Annotated in this window: 4 protein-coding genes; all 4 read left to right on the forward strand. The window is 69.3% G+C overall.

Translation table 11 applies throughout. The features are described 5' to 3' along the window. Positions 1 to 502, forward strand: a 502-nt coding sequence (locus tag WA965_RS03695) for a DUF4129 domain-containing protein (protein WP_526447099.1), incomplete at its 5' end; no start/stop codon positions are given. Continuing rightward, positions 499 to 984, forward strand: a complete 486-nt coding sequence (locus WA965_RS03700; protein WP_526298876.1) for a hypothetical protein — start codon at positions 499 to 501, stop codon at positions 982 to 984. The genes WA965_RS03695 and WA965_RS03700, both read left to right, overlap by 4 nt. Beyond that, positions 981 to 1952 carry an AAA family ATPase gene (locus WA965_RS03705; protein ID WP_526298874.1) on the forward strand — a complete coding sequence of 324 codons (972 nt, stop codon included), beginning with the start codon at positions 981 to 983 and terminating at the stop codon, positions 1950 to 1952. The genes WA965_RS03700 and WA965_RS03705 overlap by 4 nt, the downstream gene beginning before the upstream one ends. Next, on the forward strand, positions 1949 to 3193 hold the full coding sequence (locus tag WA965_RS03710) for a DUF58 domain-containing protein (RefSeq protein ID WP_526298872.1): 1245 nt from the start codon (positions 1949 to 1951) through the stop codon (positions 3191 to 3193). Before WA965_RS03705 ends, WA965_RS03710 begins: the two co-directional genes overlap by 4 nt. Positions 3194 to 3303: the final 110 nt, after the last annotated feature.

Genomic DNA, 3303 nt, shown 5'->3' on the forward strand with positions numbered 1-3303 from the left:
ACCCACCCCGCCGGCCGACGGCGGCGGCGGCGATGTCTTCGGCTACCTCGCCGCGGCCACGATCGTGCTGCTCGTGCTCTCGATTCTTGCGACGATCATCGGCCGCAGACGCCTCACGCCCACACCGCAGACGCCCGACGACGCGGCCCCGGCACACCCAACCCGGGCGGCCGGTCCGGATCTTGCGAGGGCGACCGAACTCGGCCTGGCCGAGATCGGGGATCGCAGCCGCGACCCGCGCGAGGCGATCATCGCCTGTTATGCGGCGATGGAACGGGAGCTGGCGAAGTCGCCCGGCACCACCCCACAGGATTCCGACACCCCCTCCGAGGTGCTGGCCCGCGCCGTGCAACGGCACGCCCTGCGCGCAGACAGTGCGGCCGAACTTGTCGACCTGTTCGAAGAAGCGCGGTTCAGCCCGCATGTGATGAGCGAGGAACACCGCGAGGATGCCGTGCGGGCATTGCGGATGGTCCAGCACGAACTGCAGGGCGCGATATGACAAAACTTGTTGTCGCCGGGGTGTTCCTGGTGGCGGTGGTGCAGTTGTTCGCCGTGATCCAACTGGAGCGTCACCTGGTGATCGCGGTGACGGGCGTGGTTCTGGCGGGCGTGCTGTTCGCCGTGCGGTGGCGTCTGACGCACGACTCGGCCGACGCCCTCGAGGACTCCGCGGGTGACGACGTCGGGGCGGCACTGCGCCGTTGGCTGGCCCGCACCGAAACCCTGATCTCCTGGTCGGAGTCGACACGCGCCGACTGGGACCGCCGGCTGCGACCGATGTTGGCACGGCAGTTCGAGCTCGCCGCCGGTCACCGAAAAGCAAAGGACCCGAGAGCTTTTGACGCCACCGGGCGGATGCTGTTCGGCGAAGAGCTCTGGCAGTGGGTGGATCCGGAGAACATCTCACGAACCGGGGGCCAGGAACCCGGCCCCGGCCGCCAGGCGCTCAACGACATCCTGCAACGTCTGGAGCGGTTATGACATCCGACCTGGAACCGGCCACCACGGGCGCCTTGTGTGGATCGGTGCTCGATGAGATCGGCCGGGTGGTGGTGGGCAAGCGTCCCGCGCTGAACCTGATCCTGATCACGGTGCTCGCCCGCGGGCACGTTCTCGTCGAGGATCTGCCCGGGCTCGGAAAGACACTCATCGCAAAGTCTTTCGCAGCAGCACTGGGACTCGAGTTCACCCGCGTGCAGTTCACCCCGGACCTGCTGCCCGCCGATCTGCTCGGTTCCACGATCTACGACATGCAGTCGGGACGCTTCGAGTTCCGCCGCGGCCCGATCTTCACCAACCTGCTGCTCGGCGACGAGATCAACCGGACTCCACCCAAGACGCAGGCCGCCCTGCTGGAGGCGATGGCAGAACAACAGGTCAGCATCGACGGGGTGACCCACCGGTTGCCCGAACCGTTCCTGGTTCTCGCCACCGACAACCCGATCGAGTACGAGGGCACCTATCCGCTTCCGGAGGCCCAACTGGACCGGTTCGCGATCCGGCTGGAATTGAAGTACCTGTCCGAGCAGGACGAGGCGACGATGCTGCGCCGCCGACTCGACCGCGGATCGGCGCCCCCGACAGTGCAGCAGGTGGTCGACGCCCGCGACCTGCTCGCCATGCAGGAGTCGGTGGAGCAGGTGACCGTCCACGACGACGTGCTGCAGTACGTGGTGTCGCTGGCCACCGCGAGCAGGCAGCATCCGCAGGTCGCCGTCGGCGCCAGTCCGCGCGCCGAACTCGACCTGGTGCAACTGGCGCGGGCCCGCGCGCTGCTGCTCGGCCGGGACTACGTCATCCCCGAGGACGTCAAAGCGCTCGCCGTGCCGACGATGGCGCACCGGATCAGTCTCCGGCCCGAGATGTGGGTCCGGCGGGTGCAGGGCGCCGACGTCGTCGACGAACTGCTGCGCCGCCTGCCGGTGCCGCGGGCGCGGGAAGCGCAGTGACTGACGTCTCTCGCACGGTCGCTGAGTTGCACTGGCGGGCTTCGCCGTTGACCAGGTCGATCGCCACCTGCGCCGGGGTCGCGATCGCGTGTGCGGTGCTGACCGGTAGGTGGGAGCTGATCGCGTTCGCCGCACCGCTTCTCGGTGTGCTGTGCTCCCTCGGCTGGCAGCGACCGGCGCCGACGGTGGAGGTGCAGGGGCGGCCGGGGTTGCAGCGGTGCTTCGAATCCGAACAGCTGCGGGTCGAGGTGTCGGCGAGCGCCGACGACGGCGGACCCGTCAGGCTGGTGTGTTCGGCGCCGACGGGGATGGCACTCGAGGTCGTCGACCGCGCACCGTCGACGACGGTGGCCGTGCAGGCGCCGCGCTGGGGCCGCTATCCGATCCGGGCCACGGTGCGGGTGCTCGGTTGCGGTGGTCTGCTCGAGGGAACCGGAACGGTCGACGCCGCGGAGGTGTGTGTGTTTCCCGTGGCTCCGGCGCAGTCCACCGCGATCCCGCGCACCGATCTGCTCGACCGGCTGGGCACCCATCTGACCCGCCACCTCGGACCCGGGGTGGAGTACGCGGACATCCGGCCCTATGTCCCGGGTGACCAACTGCGGATCGTGAACTGGCCGGTCAGTGCGCGCCGCAGCAGGCTGCACGTCACCGAGCGGCTGACGGACCGGGCCGCCGATGTGGTCGTGCTGTTCGACACCTATCCGCAGCCACCGGGCCCGGCGACGGCCGCCACCGAGCGGACAGCGCGCGGCGCAGCACAGGTGGTGCAGAGCGCACTGCGATACGGCGACCGGGCCGGCCTGGTGGCGCTGGGCAGCCGCGGAACCCGTTGGCTCGGCGCCGACATCGGGCAGCGGCAGTTCTACCGCATTCTCGACACCATGCTCGGTGCGGCCGACACCTTCGAAACCGCGACCGGCACCCTGGCGCCGCGTCCCGCCGTCCCTCCGGGCGCGATCGTCGTCGCGTTCTCCACCATGCTCGACACCGAGTTCGCTTTGGCGCTCATCGATCTGCGCAAGCGCGGCCATGCCGTGGTCGCCGTCGACGTCCTCGAAGGCAGCCCGGTCGAAGGCGAGCACGATCCACTGGTCAACCGCATGTGGACGCTGCAACGTTCGTTCATGTACCGCGACATGGCCACCGTCGGCGTGGACATCGTCGGTTGGCCGGGAACCGCCACCCTGGATCAGGCGATGGCGCTGGTGCCCGACCATCGAACGGGATCACGCCGGTGAAACTGTTGCTGCCCAGTGCTTTCGGTGTCCTGATGGTCGGTGCCAGTGCCTACCGCGCCGACGGTGCGGCGCTGATCGCGGCCGGCGCGGCGTTGATCGCGGTGCTGATC

Origin of the sequence: Mycobacterium sp. (assembly GCF_049683935.1) — a bacterium.
Classification (GTDB): domain Bacteria; phylum Actinomycetota; class Actinomycetes; order Mycobacteriales; family Mycobacteriaceae; genus Mycobacterium.